General features: G+C 54.6%; 16 protein-coding genes. 6 read left to right on the top strand and 10 right to left on the bottom strand.

Going from position 1 to position 16,272, the window contains the following annotated elements; all coding sequences use genetic code 11:
* The first annotated feature begins 183 nt into the window (after positions 1–183).
* Complete coding sequence (locus ACJY2G_RS18215) at positions 184–666, top strand: thioesterase family protein (protein WP_113878087.1); 483 nt, start codon at positions 184–186, stop codon at positions 664–666.
* Between the two features lie 46 nt (positions 667–712).
* Entirely contained in the window at positions 713–1,627 is a 915-nt protein-coding gene (gene rarD, locus ACJY2G_RS18220; protein ID WP_120162796.1) for an EamA family transporter RarD, read from the top strand.
* Here rarD and ACJY2G_RS18225 read toward each other — a convergent pair.
* The 3 genes from ACJY2G_RS18225 to ysgD form a co-directional block, all read right to left on the bottom strand.
* A complete protein-coding gene (locus ACJY2G_RS18225) occupies positions 1,592–2,644 on the bottom strand; it encodes an AbrB family transcriptional regulator (protein ID WP_369921078.1) in 1,053 nt (350 codons plus the stop codon). The genes rarD and ACJY2G_RS18225 overlap by 36 nt on opposite strands.
* 21 nt (positions 2,645–2,665) lie before the next feature.
* A complete protein-coding gene (corA, locus tag ACJY2G_RS18230; protein ID WP_095924204.1) occupies positions 2,666–3,616 on the bottom strand; it encodes a magnesium/cobalt transporter CorA in 951 nt (316 codons plus the stop codon).
* 167 nt (positions 3,617–3,783) lie between these two features.
* Positions 3,784–3,840, bottom strand: coding sequence for a YsgD/CorL family protein (ysgD, locus tag ACJY2G_RS18235; protein ID WP_369921081.1), 57 nt, complete (start codon positions 3,838–3,840; stop codon positions 3,784–3,786).
* Positions 3,841–4,045: 205 nt separating this feature from the next.
* On the opposite strand from ysgD, the gene ACJY2G_RS18240 reads away from it, so the two are divergent.
* Positions 4,046–4,522 (top strand): WbuC family cupin fold metalloprotein, encoded by a 477-nt coding sequence (locus ACJY2G_RS18240; RefSeq protein WP_112291325.1) that lies wholly within the window; start codon positions 4,046–4,048, stop codon positions 4,520–4,522.
* A 151-nt stretch (positions 4,523–4,673) separates the two neighbouring features.
* Here ACJY2G_RS18240 and uvrD read toward each other — a convergent pair whose 3' ends face one another.
* From uvrD to ACJY2G_RS18275, 7 genes are all read right to left on the bottom strand, one after another.
* A complete protein-coding gene (uvrD, locus tag ACJY2G_RS18245; protein WP_112290261.1) occupies positions 4,674–6,836 on the bottom strand; it encodes a DNA helicase II in 2,163 nt (720 codons plus the stop codon).
* 85 nt (positions 6,837–6,921) lie between these two features.
* Complete coding sequence (gene yigB, locus ACJY2G_RS18250) at positions 6,922–7,638, bottom strand: 5-amino-6-(5-phospho-D-ribitylamino)uracil phosphatase YigB (protein WP_159282718.1); 717 nt, start codon at positions 7,636–7,638, stop codon at positions 6,922–6,924.
* The gene (gene xerC / locus ACJY2G_RS18255; protein WP_439291978.1) at positions 7,638–8,549 is read right to left on the bottom strand and encodes a tyrosine recombinase XerC; all 912 of its coding nucleotides are present in this window, start codon (positions 8,547–8,549) and stop codon (positions 7,638–7,640) included. The genes yigB and xerC overlap by 1 nt, the downstream gene beginning before the upstream one ends.
* The gene (locus ACJY2G_RS18260; protein ID WP_112290265.1) at positions 8,546–9,250 is read right to left on the bottom strand and encodes a DUF484 domain-containing protein; all 705 of its coding nucleotides are present in this window, start codon (positions 9,248–9,250) and stop codon (positions 8,546–8,548) included. The genes xerC and ACJY2G_RS18260 overlap by 4 nt, the downstream gene beginning before the upstream one ends.
* Positions 9,247–10,071 (bottom strand): diaminopimelate epimerase, encoded by an 825-nt coding sequence (gene dapF, locus ACJY2G_RS18265; protein ID WP_439291979.1) that lies wholly within the window; start codon positions 10,069–10,071, stop codon positions 9,247–9,249. Before dapF ends, ACJY2G_RS18260 begins: the two co-directional genes overlap by 4 nt.
* A 95-nt stretch (positions 10,072–10,166) precedes the next feature.
* Entirely contained in the window at positions 10,167–10,370 is a 204-nt protein-coding gene (gene lptM, locus ACJY2G_RS18270; protein WP_112290268.1) for an LPS translocon maturation chaperone LptM, read from the bottom strand.
* 158 nt (positions 10,371–10,528) lie between these two features.
* On the bottom strand, positions 10,529–13,087 hold the full coding sequence (locus ACJY2G_RS18275) for a class I adenylate cyclase (RefSeq protein ID WP_120162800.1): 2,559 nt from the start codon (positions 13,085–13,087) through the stop codon (positions 10,529–10,531).
* Positions 13,088–13,417: 330 nt separating this feature from the next.
* On the opposite strand from ACJY2G_RS18275, the gene hemC reads away from it, so the two are divergent.
* Genes hemC through hemX form a run of 3 tightly spaced genes read left to right on the top strand, consistent with a single transcriptional unit; the run spans position 13,418 to position 16,270 of the window.
* Positions 13,418–14,359 carry a hydroxymethylbilane synthase gene (gene hemC / locus ACJY2G_RS18280; RefSeq protein ID WP_430320592.1) on the top strand — a complete coding sequence of 314 codons (942 nt, stop codon included), beginning with the start codon at positions 13,418–13,420 and terminating at the stop codon, positions 14,357–14,359.
* On the top strand, positions 14,356–15,105 hold the full coding sequence (gene hemD, locus ACJY2G_RS18285) for a uroporphyrinogen-III synthase (RefSeq protein WP_430320593.1): 750 nt from the start codon (positions 14,356–14,358) through the stop codon (positions 15,103–15,105). Before hemC ends, hemD begins: the two co-directional genes overlap by 4 nt.
* A 13-nt stretch (positions 15,106–15,118) precedes the next feature.
* Entirely contained in the window at positions 15,119–16,270 is a 1,152-nt protein-coding gene (gene hemX / locus ACJY2G_RS18290) for a uroporphyrinogen-III C-methyltransferase (RefSeq protein ID WP_112290275.1), read from the top strand.
* Positions 16,271–16,272: the final 2 nt, after the last annotated feature.

Consider the following 16,272-nt stretch of genomic DNA (forward strand, 5'->3'; position numbering starts at 1 on the left):
GCGCAGACTACAATCCGGAAATCTCAAAGCAGGGCATTTTACACACAAATACATTTCTACATGAGTACTGAATACATTTATCCTTCGCCCGGTAGAAATCCATCCTGCCCGCACCTAAAATCAACACTTCGTTAACTTTTTCGGCGAACATACGATCCACTCGTTTTCGTCAGGAATTTATTCATGTCTGCTTCATCTCTCAGCCACGAGGCCGCCCTGCAACTGATCGGCAATATTTTCGTTTACGATATGCCGTTTAACCGCGAACTGGGCCTCGAGCTGAAACGTCTCGACTGCGACTACGCAGAGTTAAAATTTACCAACCAGACCAAACTGGTGGGCAATGCCGCACAAAAAATCCTGCACGGCGGCGTGATTGCGGCGGTGCTGGATGTCGCCGCCGGTCTGGTTTGTGTGACCAGTTCACTGATCCGCCGTGACAAGCCGGATCATCCGTTACTGGAAGCGGAAATGCGCCAGCGGTTATCCAAAATGGGCACCATTGATTTGCGCGTTGATTATCTGCGTCCGGGCCGTGGCGACTACTTTATTGCCTCGGCAAGCCTGGTCCGCGCCGGCAATAAAGTGTCCGTTGCGCGCGTGGATTTGCACAGCGATACCGGCGTTCACATCGCCACGACCACGGCGACCTATATGGTCGGCTGAAATCAGGTAAACTCCGCTTCTTTCCTTACTCATTTTCAGGTACCACATGGACGCACATCGTACCCGGCAAGGTGTTATTTTTGCCTTTATTGCCTATCTGATCTGGGGAGTCGCGCCCGCGTACTTCAAGCTGATCAAACAGGTGCCTGCTGACGAAATTCTGACTCACCGGGTGATCTGGTCATTCTTCTTTATGTTAGTGCTGCTCTCCGTCAGCCGAAGCTGGGGCGATGTCCGGCGGGTACTTGCACAACCGAAGAAAGTCGGCATGTTACTGATTACCGCCCTGCTTGTCGGTGGGAACTGGCTGATTTTTATCTGGGCGATAAATCATGATCACATTCTGGAAGCCAGCCTCGGCTACTTTATCAATCCGCTGGTCAATGTGGTGCTCGGCATGCTGTTTTTGCGGGAAAGATTCCGAAGTTTGCAGTGGTTTGCCGTCGCGCTGGCTTTCGCCGGAGTACTGATTCAGGTGTGGATTTTTGGTTCGGTGCCGGTCATCGCCATCGGCCTGTCACTGACGTTTGCCTTTTACGGCCTGCTGCGTAAAAAAATCGGTGTGGACTCGCAAACCGGCATGTTGATTGAAACGCTATGGCTGCTGCCGGTCGCCGGGATTTACCTGTTCTTTATCGCCAACAGCCCGACCAGTAATCTGGCCGCAAATCCGTGGTCGCTTGATTTGCTGCTGATGGCTGCCGGGATTATTACCACCATCCCGTTGCTGTTCTTCACTGCCGCCGCCGCCCGCCTGAAGCTTTCGACGCTGGGCTTTTTCCAGTATCTGGGGCCGACGCTGATGTTCCTGCTGGCAGTGCTGTTCTACGGTGAAACTGTTAACACATCACAGCTCATCACCTTCGGCTTTATCTGGGTCGGTCTGCTGTGCTTTATCACGGATGCGCTGTATACGCAGGGCCGTTTACGACGAGGAAGAAGCGGGCACAGCGCTGCGTGATATAAAGCGCGCCATCGCCGGACCGGTTGCCAGGATGGTGATCAGACGCAACGTCTGCATCGCCATCACAAATCCTAAATCCGCATGGCTGCCCGCCGCAATAATCGCCACGGTGTCCAGTCCGCCCGGGCTGGTCGCCAGATACGCCGTCAGCATATCTACGCCCAGCAGTTTGGTCAGCACCCACGCCATACCGCCGCAAATCAGCATCAGCCCGATAATCGATGCAATCATCTGCGGCAGCGTGCGCAAAGCCAGTTTGAAAATCGGGCGCGTGAAGCGCAATCCGACACTCCAGCCAATCAGCGTATAGGCCATCGCCAGCAGCCATTCCGGCACTTCTAAGGCCACGGTACCGGTGGAATGCAAAACCGCGCCGGCGATGGCCGGGAGCAGCAATGCGCCGGAAGGAATTCGCAGACGCGGCCCCAGCCAGACACCGGCCACCGCCAGAAATAGCGTCGCAAAGAAACGCCACGTCAGCGGCGGAAACCACACCACCGCCGCCGCCAGTGACGCGCTGTCGCCCATCGCCATACGGGCCACAAATGCGGCCGCTGTGGCCACAAACAGCACGCGCAGATACTGCATAAACGCCACCAGACGCACATCAGCACCAAAATCACCGGCCATAGCCACCATCGCACTGGCACCGCCCGGCGATGAGCCCCACGCACCGGTCGGGCCGGGTAACTGGCTAAAACGTACCAGCAGCCAGCCGGAAAGCCCGCTGGCCAGCAGCGTCGCCACCAGCACCATCAGCACCAGCGGCCAGTCATTGAGTAACGGGGGTAATATCGACGGCGACAGGCTTTGGGCAATCATGCAGCCCAAAACCCCCTGAGAGAGTTTAAAAAACAGCGGGTGAATACGCACGCTGGCGCCCAGCAGCCCCATGATGACGCCGACAATCATCGGCCCCAGTAACAGTGCGGCTGGCACATGGAAGGTTTGAAAAATAATGCCCAGAATCAGCGAGGAAACGACGAGGATAAACCACTGCCCCGCCGGAACCATCCTTTCCATCAGCATCGCAGGTTATAACCAGTTTTTGCGTTTGAAGTACAAATAAGGTGCCAGACCGGCGAGGATCATCAGTGCAATCGCGCCCGGATAACCGAATGACCATTTCAGCTCAGGCATGAATTCGAAGTTCATCCCGTAGCTGGAGGCCACCAGCGTTGGCGGCAGGAACACCACGGAAACCACCGAGAAAATCTTGATGATGCGGTTCTGTTCGATGTTGATAAAGCCCATCGCCGCCTGCATCAGGAAGTTCACTTTCTGGAACAGGGATTCGTTGTGCGGCAGCAGGGATTCGATATCGCGTAACACCTCGCGCGCCTGCTCCAGCTGACCTGCCGGTAAACGGGCTTTGCGCACCAGGAAATTCAGCGCGCGCTGGGTATCCATCAGACATAAACGGACTTTCCATCCGATATCTTCCAGTTCTGCCAGCGTGGAAAGCGCCGCGTCATATTCGTCGCCCTGATGCCCTTCCATGATCACACGACTGAGTTTTTCCAGATCGCTGTAGATGTTTTCGATTTCGTCCGCCAGCTGTTCGATTTTGGTTTCGAACAAATCCAGCAGCAGTTCATACGCATTACCATCGACCAGTTTCTGGTTGCGGGCACGCATACGGTAGAGACGAAACGCCGGTAACTCGCGTTCACGCAGGGTGTACAAACGGCCTTCGCGCACGGTAAAGGCGACGGTGCTGTTACCGGCATGATCGTCGGCATCTTCGTAATAAAAGAAGGAGTGAATGTGCAGACCGTCTTCGTCTTCAAAGAAACGCGCAGAGGCTTCGATGTCATCCAGTTCCGGACGCGTCGCCAGGCTTTGCCCTAATTCGCATTGAACACGCTCACGTTCCTGATCGTCAGGCTCAACCAGATCGACCCACAGTGAAGTTTTGAGATCGTCTGACTCGTCCAGCTCTAAACGGGATAAGCGGCTGTTTTCTAATTTAAAAGCACTCAGCATGTGCCCGTTCTCCCAAAAATTACGGAAAGTGGACAACGCGTTGAAGCACAGAAAATCACGGAGTGAAAAATGTCACCGGCGTAATTCAGACCAACTTCAGATCTGACTCACAGCGACAGAACGGGGGTCGCTGACAACCACTAAGGCCATCAGCAATGAGGAGGGCCTTAGAAGTGGTACCTGGAAAACAGGTTATTGAGCCAGTATCTACTGGGTGTGTCCAAGGCGCAGTTCCTCATTGATAATAGTGCGCGCATGTTACGCCGGTAATAAAAAGACTGTCAACCGCGAACAAATCTATTCTGGCAACATTTATGCATAAATTTCAGGCGGTGTTGATAACCTTTAGCGGCTTATGTCTGATCGTTTTTTTGGCTACACTCAGGCACCGAATTTCTCCGTTACCAGACTTCTCAGGCAGAGACTGAAATGATTAAACAAATAAACCAGGACACGCTGTGTGATCTGATCACCAAAGCCGCTCACTCCCCGCGACTGCGCCAGAATCTGAATATCCATCCGGCGCCGGAAGATGACGTGCAACGTCTGGCCATTGCGATGGAACCGGGCACTTACGTGCGCATCCATCGCCATCCGCATACCTGGGAAATGCTGACCGCCCTGCGCGGACGTTTTCTGGTGCTGATTTACGATAACAGCGGCAAAGTCACCGACCGTCTGTGGCTCGGCGCAGAAACCCGCCTGCTTGAAATCCCGGCCAACACCTGGCACAGCGTGTTATCCCTCGACGAAGGTGGCGTGATTTTTGAAGTGAAACACGGCGCGTATCAGCCAGTGCAGGAACAAGATTATCTGCCAGGCACCCCGCCGGAAGGCGAAGAAGGCGTGAAAGAAACGCTGGAATGGTATGCGAAAGCCGAAGTGGGTGAAATTTTTAGCCTCTAGCCTCTAGCCTTTCGGCTCCTCCCCCTGCGAAGGGGGAGGCTGGGAGGGGGTTTTAAAAAGACAAAACCAACGTTAAAGTACGCTTAAACGTTGGTTTTTGACCTTAATACCCCACCCCAACCCTCCCCTTCGCAGGGGAGGGAGTTAAAAATCAGACGGCTTCGAGGCGGGCGTAGGCGGCGACCAGCCACTTAATCCCTTCCCCCGGGAACGCCACCTGCAGACGGCTGTGTTCGCCGCTGCCTTCCATGTTAACGATGGTGCCTTCACCGAATTTTGGATGCATGACGCGCTGGCCGAGTTTGAAGCCGGTATCGCTGACGCTGGTTGGCGTGCCGACGCTGCGGTTGCTCATCGGACGCGAAACATTGGCGCGCATCCTGACTTCTTCGACACAGTCCTCCGGCAATTCACCGACGAAACGTGACGGACGATGCGACACTTCTTTGCCGTATAAGCGGCGGGTTTCAGCGTAAGTGAGGGTGAGTTTTTGCATGGCGCGCGTAACGCCGACGTACGCCAGACGGCGTTCTTCTTCCAGACGCCCGCCTTCTTCCAGTGACATCTGACTCGGGAACATACCTTCTTCCATGCCGACGATAAACACCTGCGGGAACTCCAGCCCTTTGGCCGAGTGCAGTGTCATCAGCTGCGTGGCGTCCTGATTGGCATCCGCCTGCCCTTCGCCTGCTTCGAGCGCGGCATGGGACAGGAATGCCTGCAACGGCATCAGGTCTTCGTCTTCATCCTGATAGCTGAACTGACGCGTTGCCGTTACCAGTTCTTCTAAGTTTTCGATACGCGCCTGGCCTTTTTCACCCTTCTCCTGCTCATACATGATGAACAGGCCGGAGTCTTTGATCACCCGGTCAGTCTGCACGTGCAGCGGCATGTCTGAGGTTTCATGCGCCAGTGCGTCAACCAGTTCGGTGAAGCGTTGCAGAGCAGACGCGGCACGGCCTGCCAGAACCTTTTCCTGTAACAATGCACGCGTGGCCTGCCACATGGTCAGCTGACGGTCACGGGCTGTCTGACGCACCACATCCAGCGTACGGTCGCCGATGCCGCGCGTTGGGGTGTTCACCACGCGCTCGAACGCTGCATCGTCATTACGGTTAGCCATCAGACGCAGATACGCCAGCGCATCTTTGATTTCCTGACGGTCAAAGAACCGCTGGCCGCCGTAAATACGGTACGGCATCGCCATCTGCAACAAGGCTTCTTCCAGCACACGCGACTGGGCGTTGCTGCGGTAAAGAATGGCGCAATCTTTCAGCGCACCACCGTTGTCCTGCCAGGTTTTGATGCGGTTAACCACAAAGCGCGATTCATCCAGTTCGTTGAATGCGCAATACAGTGAAATCGGTTCGCCCTCGCCGTCTTCAGTCCACAGGTTTTTACCCATACGGCCGTTGTTGTTTTCAATCAGCGAGTTAGCAGCCTTCAGAATGGTGCTGGTCGAACGGTAGTTCTGCTCCAGACGGATAGTTTCCGCATTCGGGAAATCTTTCAGGAAACGCTGGATGTTTTCGACCTGCGCACCGCGCCAGCCGTAAATCGACTGGTCATCGTCGCCGACGATCATCACGTTATTGTTGTCGCCCGCCAGCAGACGGATCCACGCGTACTGAATGCTGTTGGTGTCCTGGAATTCGTCCACCATCAGGTTGGTAAAGCGTTCGCGGTAATGCTGCAAAATATGCGGCTTGTTCAGCCAGAGTTCGTGGGCGCGCAGCAATAACTCGGCAAAATCCACCAGACCGGCACGGTCGCAGGCTTCCTGATAGGCCTGATAAATGCGTAACCAGGTCGCTTCGACAGGATTGTTATAAGTTTCAACGTGCTGCGGGCGCAGACCTTCATCTTTTTTGCCGTTGATGTACCACATCGCCTGACGCGGCGGCCACTGTTTCTCGTCGATGTTCAGCGCTTTGATCAGACGCTTGATCAGACGCATCTGGTCGTCGCTGTCGAGGATTTGGAAATCCTGCGGCAGATTGGCGTCCAAATGGTGCGCACGCAGCAAACGGTGCGCGAGGCCGTGGAAGGTACCAATCCACATGCCGCCCTGACTGGTGCCGATCAGCTGGTCGATACGGTGGCGCATTTCTGCCGCCGCTTTGTTGGTGAAGGTGACCGCCATAATGGAATACGGCGAACACTTTTCGACGGCCAGCAGCCACGCGATGCGGTGAACCAGCACGCGGGTTTTGCCACTGCCTGCCCCGGCCAGTACCAACAGATTGCTGCGCGGCGCGGCCACGGCTTCACGTTGTTTTTCATTCAGGCTGTCGAGCAGGTCAGAAACGTCCATAGGCACCGTTTGTCAGGATGAGAAAAGCACTCACCCGGTGAATGCTTTTCTACTGTGAATTTATACAGAGTAATTTAAGAAGGGATTATAGCAATGCTGTCAGCGATGCCAACTGCGAAATCTCAATATGCGGTAACAGACGGGCATCCTTAATGTGCATCAGGTCGCCTTCGCGCAAATTAATCCAGCACGATTGCATCCCGCAACGCACGGAACCCGCGACGTCCGTCGTCAGGTCATCACCCACATGGAGGATGTTTTCCAGCGGGATATCCAGCTTCATTGACGCCTTTTTATACATGTCAGCGTAAGGTTTTGCACGGCCGTGATCGCCAGCGCGCAAGGTGAACTGGAAATATTGCGCCAGACCACAGGCGTGCGGATCGGCATTGCCGTTGGTGATCGCCACTAAAGGCCAGCGTTCCGCCAGGGCGGCCAGCGCGTCGTGATTCTCACCCGGAACATAAATCCGGCTGCGCCACAGGGCGAAGGTTTCCATCGCAGCTTTCGTGCCCTGCGTGGCATCACTTTCGCTCAGACCTGCGCGTTTCATCGCCAGCAATACCGCCTGACGACGCCATTCGGTGACGTCGTGATAAATTTCCGCGTCGTCTGCCAGCAATTCTGCGCGCATCAGGCGGATGGTGTCCGGTGCCATATCGGCCAGCGCCGGATGGAAACCCTGAATCGATTTCAGCGTTTCAGAATCGGTACGACGGATAACATCGTAATTGTCATACAGCGTGTCGTCTAAATCGAAGGTGATCGCTTCAATGCGTTTCAGCGGACGATAGAACTTCATCATGATTTTCCTCGTTTTGCGCGGGGATGCGCGGCGTCGTAAACCGTCGCCAGATGTTGAAAGTCCAGATGGGTATAGATTTGCGTGGTGGACAAGTTCGCGTGACCCAGCAATTCCTGTACCGCGCGTAAATCGCCGCTGGATTCCAGCACGTGCGTGGCGAACGAGTGGCGCAGTTTATGCGGATGAATATGGCTGTTCACACCCTGTTTCACGCCCCATTCGGCAAAACGCTTCTGAACATTACGCGCAGAAATACGGCTGCCTTTGCTCGACAAAAACATCGCGTCATCCTGCGGATTAAACAGACCACGACGTTCCAGCCAGTGTTCCAGCCAGGTGACGGCTGTGCGCCCGATCGGCACTTTGCGTTCTTTGCTGCCTTTACCCAACACGCGCACTTCGCCGGAAGCCATATCGATATGCTTGCAGTCGATACCCACCAGTTCAGAAAGACGCAGTCCCCCGCCGTACATCACTTCCAGCATCGCGCGGTCGCGCACGGAAAGCGGATCGTTGAGGTCGATTTCAAGAAGTTTATTCACTTCATCAACATCAAAATTTTTTGGCAGATGCTTTGGAGAACGCGGGGTAGAAATCCCTTTGGCAGGATTGGCGCTCAATACGCCCTGACGCACCAGCCAGTCGAGAAAACTGCGCAGTGAAGACATGCGCAGCGCCAGACTGGAAGGCCCTAAACCGGCGCGTTTACTGCGCGCCAGTAACATACGGACTTTTGGTGCATCGAGTTGCTGCCAGTTGGAAATACCGATCTCGCCGGAGATGGCGATCAGGGCTTCTAACTGGCGGCTGTAATTAGTCGTGGTGAGCGGGCTGAGTTGACGTTCAACGTGCAGATAACGCAGAAACGCCTCGACCGCGGGATACAGAGGCGATTCGGTGTGGCTCATACCCGTTCGATCCAACGTTCCAGCAGGCCGGGTAACATTTTAGCCAGCTGATTGAGTAAGACGGTGCCCATTCCCGGCTGATAGTGTTGCGGATCACGGCTGCTGAAAATCAGTACGCCCAGTTCACCCTGCTCGCCCATCAGGGAAAGCGCGACAGAACCGACGGCTTTGGCCTGAGGTAATAACAGCAACAGTTCCGGGCCGTTCAGACCACCAAGGTAATGCGGAGTTTCGCCCAGACGCTGAATACGCATCGATTCAAATGCGCTGCGACTTACTGCCAGATGAGTGAAATCGGAAGGCGCGCCGATACGCCAGCCCTCACTGAACAGACGCACATTGGCGCCCGCCAGTCCGAGACTGCGCGCCCAGCGCTGCAGGCGATTCAGCATATCCTGCAAACTGCTGGCCGCCGCAAGTGTGGCCTGCAGTTCGATCATCCGTCCGAACAGCGATTCGTTGATCGAGGCCTGCTCCATCAGCAAGGTAATTTCTTCTTCAAGCTGCGCAATCTGATGACGCTGACGTCCGAGCTGCCATTCAACCAGCGAAATACTGCCTTTCACCGGATGCGGTACGTGCATCTGCTCGACACTTCGGGCATTGCGAATAAAGAAATCCGGGTTTTGCAGCAGATATTGCATCACGCTGTCGTCGTCGAGTGCTATCACCGGTTCAATCTGGTCATCAAGATTGTTCATAGATGAATAAATCCGTCGTAAACATGAGTGGCAGGTCCGGTCATATACAGCGGATGACCCGGCCCTTTCCAGCGAATTTCGAGGCTGCCTCCCGGCAGTTCCACCTGAACTTCTTCAGCAAGTAACCCTTGCTGGATACCTACCGCAACGGCGGCACAGGCACCACTTCCGCACGCCTGTGTTTCACCGGCGCCCCGTTCGTACACGCGTAATTTCACGCTTTCCGGACTGAGGATCTGCATAAACCCGACGTTCACACGCTCGGGGAAACGTTCATGGCTTTCCAGCATCGGCCCGAGAATGTCGACTTCAGCCGTTAATACATCCTCGACCTGCAATACGCAGTGCGGGTTTCCCATCGACACGACGCCGCAAAATACTGTGCGCTCTTCTGCACGCAGAATATAGGTCTTTTCCGGTTTCACTGCACGGAAAGGAACCTGTTGCGGCTCGAACACCGGCTCGCCCATGTTGACCTGAACTTCCTCATCTTCCGTTACCGTCAGCACCATACGACCAGTCTGCGTACTGACGCGAATGTCGCGTTTGTTGGTCAGACCTTTAATGCGGACAAAGCAGGCAAAGCAACGCGCGCCGTTGCCACACTGCGCCACTTCGCTGCCGTCGGCATTGAAAATGCGGTAGTGGAAATCTAATTCGGGGTCATAAGGTGGCTCTACCACCAGCAGCTGGTCAAAACCCACGCCACGGTGACGGTCGGACAAACGGCGGATCAACTCAGGCGAGAAGTAGACATTTTGAGTGACGGCATCAACGACCATAAAATCGTTACCCAGGCCGTGCATTTTGGAGAACTGCATAACTGACTCCGTTTACCGCTGGTCAAATCCAGTCGCGATGATCCCTGAAGGAAAGGGCTCCGGCAGCGTTGCACGAAACCCCCGGCACAGGCCGGTTAATCTCTGGAATTAGTCGTGAGATCTTCTGGTGATACACCTTTCTGCTGCGATGAACCGTCGTTAGCAGTACCTGGAACATTACTGGTTTTCTGAGTAGTTGATTTTTCCGGTGGTGGGAAATACAACGGCCCTTTCAGTCCGCAACCGGAGAGAGAAAATAATATCGTCGCGGCCAGAGACCAGCGTAAAGCGTTTTTCATTTTATGAATGCCCGTAATTCATGCGACCAAGCTCTCTATAATCGCAGGTGGATCATGAAAAGCAACAGGAATCGATAAAACACACGGGCACATTTTCAGGGTTTAAAGAGAAGGAAAGCCAGATATTCTGCCGCGTGTCCGGGATTGGGACAACTTTTCTAATGCAACTGAAATTGCTGTTTCAACCGGGAAGGTTCGACTTCAGTTTCAGGCAAAGGCGCGCAGGCCGCAGATAACGCATTGCTGCGAAACGGGATCACCTGAATGCGCTCATCAAGGGACACAATCTGGTAGAACTGCGGCAGGTTAAAGTTGATGAAGCTTGAGCCGTAAGTAAACCGGTCATGCGAGGAAGAGTAGAAGCGGCTGACGTCACGCACCAGATCTTCTTTACTGCCTTCACAATGGTGATAAACCTCGACGCGGTTCGACTCATCCAGAATGTAGATGTTGAAACCGATGTCGTCGGAACTGTCTTCGAAGAAGAACTGAATGATCCCTTCGCTGGCGTAGCCGTCAATGACCGCCGGAAGATGTGCCTGGTCAGTCTGCAATTTCACCGACAATCCGTGCAGTTTGTTGTTGGAGATCGCACCGTAGAACTCAATGGCGTTTTCCAGCTTCTGCACGGAAACACTCAGGCGTTCGAAGAACAGACCCCAGGTTTGTCCGGCAACGCGCACGGCTTTGAAACGGCCAGGTTCGAGACGTTTGCTTGAAAGGCGAAGTTCGATGCACTCCGACACCAGTTGCTGAACGCGCGTGCGGATAAGGCCGCGCAAATGCTGGCTGTAGCAGAACACTTCCACCGACTCCGGCGGTGCGGCGTCCTGATGCATTTTGCCCAGAATAGTTTTCAGCGCTTCCAGCACCGCCTGTTCACCGCTGAAATGCAGCGTACGCACCTCGTTCCACGAGTTGCGGTAAAGCAGGTCGATACTGCCGACCATACATTCCTGATTCTGCCCGAAACTGAAAACATCCAGTTTACGGAAATCAAAATGCACGACCTGATTACGGAAGGCCGCGGTCGGATCGTGTTCCAGATTGACGATAATCGCTAAGTGGCGGATCTCACACGGGCTGTACAACGCTTTCGGCGTCGGTGCGGCCAGTCGCAGCGGGAAGTGATGCGACACATCCGCCACCAGTTCGCGCAGTTTAGCGATATCACACAGACCGCCGCTTTTGATGTGCAGACGCGTAGTCGACGTCAGCAGGCCGTTGAAATAGGCCCACGCCACCAGCTTGTTCAGATAACGGTTATATTCCAGCGGCTGATGGCTGACGATAGATTCCATCGACGGCGACTGGTTATACAGATACCAGCCTGTGCGGTTAGCACGGCCAATCGGCACATGAATAAAGGTTAAATCGTTCTCAGACAGGTCAGGTGAAATCTGCGGGTTCACCAGCGTGACTTTGCCCGGCAGCGCTTCGAAAGCGGCGTACAACTTACGGGTCAGCACGCCGATATCCTGCGGGCTGGCACTGACGCTTAAATTGTTGCGACGGGCAAAGCGGATCAGGTTGCGATAGCTTTGCATCATGGCATCAAGCAGTTCGTTATGTGCTTCGCGCACACGTTCGATTTTCCAGTTCGCCCGGTTATCCAGAATAGCCAGACGCTCTTCGTCCCAGCCCCATTCCGCCACCAGCTGACTGAGAATTTCACGACGCCAGCCGACCGATGCCCGTGCGCGGGACAATTTTTCGCAGACTTTTAAATAGAAACAGCGGCGGACTAAATCAAGGCGGGTGGTGTCTTCAATCTGGGTGAGATAGCGGGTCACGCGGTCGAGCATCATACAATAGGAATCAAGCCCGAAGCAGACGATTTCGCCCTGATGCAGACGCTGTTTAATGTCCATCGCCAGCAACTGGGTTTGCGGGTATTCCCACGAATAGGCTTCCAGCAACAGCGTTTTGAGCACCGCTTTATAAGGCGAATCGATACTTTTATACAGCTGCCACAGGCTCGCGCCGAAATACTCTTCCGCCGAGAGCGTACTCAGGCCGCCCAGATCCAGCCATTCATTTGGCGTCAGGGCGCCCTGCGAGTAAAGCGAAAGGACGTATTCGTCGTAATGCGCTTCTTCTTCGCCCGGCACCATATTCCACAGAATACGCTTACCGGCCATGCGCACCGCGGTGCGATAGAATTCGTCGAGCAATAAGATGTGCTGCGTTGAACCGCAGTCTTCGCCGCCCAGGCTGCCACTTTCGTTATGGCGGAAACGGTTTTCGTCGATCAGGAAGAAGCTGACTTCCACGCCCAGCGAGGCCGCCCATTTTTCTAACAGGCTGCATTTTTGCTGTAAGCGGTTGCGTTCTTCGTTATCGAGCCAGGACTGATGGCAGACCCAGATATCCAGATCAGAACTTTGGCTCTGACCGATTGAGGAGGTACTGCCCATGGAATAGATGCCGGTGACAGGCAATTCGCCTTTCACCATGGGCTCAAGCGGGCTGCCCCATTTCTCTTCCAGGTCATTCAGATAGGTTTGCTGGGATTCATCAGGCGTGAAAATACAGATACCATGCGGAACCTTACCTTCAAGGTATCCCGGCATCAGAGGGTGATGTTGATGTAAAAAGACAGGAAGCAGCGTGTAGACCTGTTGAAACGCAGGACCCATGGCTGCCAGCGCACGATCGACTCGTAACTGGTTGATCGCATCCAATCTTTGCTTCAATGTCTCGATGTAGAGGTACAAGACGTTTCGCCTGATTATACAGTGTCTGGAAATAACCCCGTTCCAAATCCGTCATTTATCGTGATGCTTATGCTTTGAACAATCGAAATTGTGCAAATAGTTGACGAATAATTGCTGGAAACGTGATCAATTTAACACCTTGCTGATTGACCGTAAAGAAAGTAACGCACCACAATTACTCTTCCGCTTCTCTGGATTTTACCGTCTGTTCCGCAAAGGAACAATTCCCCTCAGTGACCGTTAACCTTCTTTTACGAATGGCTTCTTACGCTGACAGCTTTCTATTGTCAGTGGTAGGATGGTCGCAGAGACAGTTAAACGGTAACAAACATGTTAGACAAAATCATTCGAATTGCCACCCGCCAGAGCCCGCTGGCTCTGTGGCAGGCACAATATGTTCAAAGCCAGCTGATGGCCTGTCACCCCGGTTTACAGGTGGAACTGGTCCCAATGGTCACCAAGGGCGATATCATTTTAGATACCCCGCTGGCCAAAGTGGGCGGCAAAGGTTTGTTCGTCAAAGAACTCGAACTGGCAATGCTCGATGGGCGCGCGGATATTGCCGTGCATTCCATGAAAGATGTGCCGGTTGAATTCCCGGAAGGTCTGGGACTGGTCACAATTTGTGAGCGCGAAGACCCGCGCGACGCTTTCGTCTCAAATCAATACGCCAGTCTGGCGGATCTGCCCCACGGCAGTATTGTCGGGACATCCAGTCTGCGCCGTCAGTGCCAGTTGCGCCAGAAGCGTCCGGATCTGGTGATCCGCGATCTGCGCGGCAACGTGGGCACGCGCTTATCCAAACTCGATAACGGCGAATACGACGCCATTATTCTGGCCGTCGCAGGCCTGAAACGTCTGGGTCTTGAGAACCGTATCCGTACGGCGCTGACGCCGGAAGAGTGCCTGCCCGCAGTCGGACAAGGTGCCGTCGGTATCGAATGCCGTCTCGACGATCACATCACCCGCGAATTACTCGCGCCACTGGCTCACCGCGAAACTACGGTACGCGTTGAGGCTGAACGCGCCATGAATATGCGCCTCGAAGGCGGTTGTCAGGTGCCGATTGGCAGCTACGCGGAACTCAATGGCGACGACCTGTGGCTTCGCGCGCTGGTTGGCGCACCCGATGGCAGCCAGATGGTCTCCGGCGAACGTCGCGGTCCGGCCGCAGATGCATACAGTATGGGCGTGGAGCTGGCCGAAGAGCTGCTGGCCAACGGCGCACGGGAAATTCTGCAAGAGGTCTATCAGGGGAACGCCCCACGATGACCATTCTGGTTACCCGCCCCTCTCCGGCAGGAGAAATGCTGGTCAACCGGCTGCGTACACTGGGCCGGGTAGCCTTTCATTCCCCGTTGATTGAATTTGCGCCAGGGAACCAGCTCGCAATGCTGCCGAACCTGCTATCCTCATTAAATCAGCAGGATCTGGTGTTTGTACTCTCTCAACATGCCGTGAACTACGCCGATCGCGCATTACGTCAGTCTGCCACCCACTGGCCGGATAACGTCAGCTATTATGCGATTGGCCGCACCACAGGCCTGCTGTTTCATCGTGCCAGCAGTCTCCCGGTTATCTATCCGCAGGAGGGTGAAACCAGCGAGACGCTATTGAATCTCCCGGCGTTGCAGCGCATTCAGGGCAAAAAAGCGCTGATATTGCGGGGCAATGGCGGAAGGGAATTGCTGGCCGAAACGCTCACGGAACGCGGCGTTGAAGTGACCTACTGCGAATGTTATCAGCGCAGCCCGGTTTACTACGATGCCAGCGAACAGAGCGCACTCTGGCAACGCGCCGGAATTGATACGCTGGTCGTGACCAGCGGAGAAATGCTGCAACAGTTGTACCAGTTAGTTCCTGAATACTATCGAAATTCATGGTTACTGCGCTGTAACCTGGTGGTGGTCAGTGAACGTTTGGCAACCCTCGCCCGCCAGCTTGGCTGGAGCGCAATTAGGGTTGCAGAAAATGCAGACAATGATGCGCTGATCCGCGCATTACAACTACCTGACTAAGGGATGTGCCAAAATGACGGAACAAAAAAATCCTTCCGCGCCGGATGAGAACGTTGTGATCTCCCCAGCGGTTGAGAGCCCCCAGCCAGACGCTTCAGAACGTGACCAGGAGCTGAAAACGCTGCGTAAAAAGCAACGTACCGCGCCGGTATTAGGCGCTATTGCGATTGTATTAGTGATCGCGCTTGGTGCAGGTCTTTACTATCACGGCCACCAGCAATCGCTGGCGCAGGCCGCAGCCAATGCGGCGCTTTCCGAACAGCTTGATGCCCTGCAAAAAAGCCAGCAACAGGATAAGCAGCAAATCGCTTCCCTGCTCGCTCAGCAGGATAAGACTCAGCAGGCCGCTGATCGCCAGCAGGCGTCGTTTGGTCGTCAGCTGAATGAATTACAAGATAAAGTCGCCAGCATTTCCGGCAGCGATGCCAAAACCTGGTTACTGGCTCAGGCCGATTATCTGGTGAAACTGGCAGGTCGCAAACTGTGGAGCGATCAGGATGTCACCACCGCCGCCGCTTTGCTGAAAAGTGCCGATGCCAGCCTCGCGGACATGAATGACCCGAGCCTGATTGACGTGCGTCGTGCGCTGAACGAAGACGTAGGCAGCCTTTCTGCCGTCGCACAGGTCGATTTCGACGGTATCATTCTCAAGCTGAATCAGCTGTCAAATCAGGTGGATAACCTGCGTCTGGCCGACAATGACACCGATGATTCCCCGATGGACAACGACAGCTCAAGCCTTTCCGGTTCGCTGACCGAATGGCGTCAGAACCTGACCAAAAGCTGGCACAACTTTATGGATGACTTCATTACCATCCGCCGTCGTGATACCAGCGCAGAACCGCTGCTGGCGCCAAATCAGGATGTGTATCTGCGCGAAAATATCCGCTCACGTTTGCTGATTGCCGCACAGGCCGTTCCGCGTCATCAGGATGAAGTTTACAAGCAGTCACTGGAAAGCGTATCGACCTGGGTTCGCGCCTATTTTGATACGTCTGACCCGTCAACCAAAGCTTTCCTGGAAGAACTGGATAATCTCAGTCAGCAATCCATTTCAATGGATGTACCGGACGAGCTGAAAAGCCAGCCGATGCTGGAAAAACTGATGCAGACCCGCGTGCGTAACCTGCTCCAGCAGCCCGCCGCCGCCACGCAGGGGGAATAACG

It is taken from the genome of Rahnella sp. ATs2 (genome assembly GCF_051851855.1).
In the GTDB taxonomy this organism is placed as follows: domain Bacteria; phylum Pseudomonadota; class Gammaproteobacteria; order Enterobacterales; family Enterobacteriaceae; genus Rahnella; species Rahnella variigena.

Excerpts from the sequence above, each read along its gene's own strand:
- ACJY2G_RS18215 (WP_113878087.1), top strand. The coding sequence starts at position 184 with ATGTCTGCTTCATCTCTCAGCCACGAGGCCGCCCTGCAACTGATCGGC.
- rarD (WP_120162796.1), top strand. The coding sequence starts at position 713 with ATGGACGCACATCGTACCCGGCAAGGTGTTATTTTTGCCTTTATTGCC.
- ACJY2G_RS18225 (WP_369921078.1), bottom strand. The coding sequence starts at position 2,644 with ATGGTTCCGGCGGGGCAGTGGTTTATCCTCGTCGTTTCCTCGCTGATT.
- corA (WP_095924204.1), bottom strand. The coding sequence starts at position 3,616 with ATGCTGAGTGCTTTTAAATTAGAAAACAGCCGCTTATCCCGTTTAGAG.
- ACJY2G_RS18240 (WP_112291325.1), top strand. The coding sequence starts at position 4,046 with ATGATTAAACAAATAAACCAGGACACGCTGTGTGATCTGATCACCAAA.
- uvrD (WP_112290261.1), bottom strand. The coding sequence starts at position 6,836 with ATGGACGTTTCTGACCTGCTCGACAGCCTGAATGAAAAACAACGTGAA.
- yigB (WP_159282718.1), bottom strand. The coding sequence starts at position 7,638 with ATGAAGTTCTATCGTCCGCTGAAACGCATTGAAGCGATCACCTTCGAT.
- xerC (WP_439291978.1), bottom strand. The coding sequence starts at position 8,549 with ATGAGCCACACCGAATCGCCTCTGTATCCCGCGGTCGAGGCGTTTCTG.
- ACJY2G_RS18260 (WP_112290265.1), bottom strand. The coding sequence starts at position 9,250 with ATGAACAATCTTGATGACCAGATTGAACCGGTGATAGCACTCGACGAC.
- dapF (WP_439291979.1), bottom strand. The coding sequence starts at position 10,071 with ATGCAGTTCTCCAAAATGCACGGCCTGGGTAACGATTTTATGGTCGTT.
- lptM (WP_112290268.1), bottom strand. The coding sequence starts at position 10,370 with ATGAAAAACGCTTTACGCTGGTCTCTGGCCGCGACGATATTATTTTCT.
- hemC (WP_430320592.1), top strand. The coding sequence starts at position 13,418 with ATGTTAGACAAAATCATTCGAATTGCCACCCGCCAGAGCCCGCTGGCT.
- hemD (WP_430320593.1), top strand. The coding sequence starts at position 14,356 with ATGACCATTCTGGTTACCCGCCCCTCTCCGGCAGGAGAAATGCTGGTC.
- hemX (WP_112290275.1), top strand. The coding sequence starts at position 15,119 with ATGACGGAACAAAAAAATCCTTCCGCGCCGGATGAGAACGTTGTGATC.